Raw genomic sequence first — 1442 nt, forward strand, 5'->3', positions numbered from 1 at the left:
GGGGAAGCCGATGATCCTATGCTGTCGAGAAAAACCTCTAGCGAGCTACGCGCCGCCCGTACCCGAAACCGACTCAGGTGATCAGGTAGAGAATACCGAGGCGATCGAGTGAACCATGGTTAAGGAACTCGGCAAAATGCCCCCGTAACTTCGGGAGAAGGGGGGCCCGGATCGTGAACCCACTTGCTGGGGGAAGCGTGAAGGGCCGCAGAGACCAGGCCCAAGCGACTGTTTACTAAAAACACAGGTCCGTGCGAAGTCGTAAGACGATGTATACGGACTGACTCCTGCCCGGTGCTGGAAGGTTAAGAGGACGGGTCAGCCCCCTTTGGGGGGTGAAGCTCAGAATTTAAGCCCCAGTAAACGGCGGTGGTAACTATAACCATCCTAAGGTAGCGAAATTCCTTGTCGGGTAAGTTCCGACCTGCACGAATGGAGTAACGACTTGGGCGCTGTCTCAACCGTGGACTCGGCGAAATTGCACTACGAGTAAAGATGCTCGTTACGCGCGGCAGGACGGAAAGACCCCGGGACCTTTACTATAGTTTGGTATTGGTGTTTGGTTCGGCTTGTGTAGGATAGGTGGGAGCCGGTGAAGCATGCACGCCAGTGTGTGTGGAGGCAACGTTGAAATACCACTCTGGTCGTACTAGATGTCTAACCTTGGACCGTGATCCGGTTCAGGGACAGTGCCTGATGGGTAGTTTAACTGGGGCGGTTGCCTCCTAAAGGGTAACGGAGGCGCTCAAAGGTTCCCTCAGCCTGGTTGGCAATCAGGTGTTGAGTGTAAGTGCACAAGGGAGCTTGACTGTGAGACAGACATGTCGAGCAGGGACGAAAGTCGGAACTAGTGATCCGGCCACGGCATGTGGAAGCGTGGTCGCTCAACGGATAAAAGGTACCCCGGGGATAACAGGCTGATCTTCCCCAAGAGTCCATATCGACGGGATGGTTTGGCACCTCGATGTCGGCTCGTCGCATCCTGGGGCTGGAGTAGGTCCCAAGGGTTGGGCTGTTCGCCCATTAAAGCGGCACGCGAGCTGGGTTTAGAACGTCGTGAGACAGTTCGGTCCCTATCCGCCGCGCGCGTAGGAAACTTGAGAAAGGCTGTCCCTAGTACGAGAGGACCGGGATGGACGAACCTCTGGTGTGCCAGTTGTACCGCCAGGTGCATGGCTGGTTGGCTACGTTCGGAAGTGATAACCGCTGAACGCATCTAAGCGGGAAGCACGTTTCAAGATGAGGTTTCCCACCCACTTGATGGGGTAAGGCCCCCTACAGACCATGGGGTTGATAGGCCGGAGGTGTACAGCAGCAATGCCCAGCCGACCGGTACTAATAGGCCGAGGGCTTGTCATACAAGCCCTCAACAAAACCAACAACAAGTAGGGTCCTGCGCCAACACAGTGCAGAAGACACACTGCTCGCGTCCACAACAACCA

General features: G+C 55.9%; 1 rRNA gene. It reads left to right on the top strand.

The features are described from left to right. Positions 1-1359, top strand: a 23S ribosomal RNA gene (locus BM236_RS18560); the annotation flags it as partial. Positions 1360-1442 lie beyond the last annotated feature (83 nt).

Source organism: Nocardioides terrae, from assembly GCF_900112345.1.
In the GTDB taxonomy this organism is placed as follows: domain Bacteria; phylum Actinomycetota; class Actinomycetes; order Propionibacteriales; family Nocardioidaceae; genus Nocardioides; species Nocardioides terrae.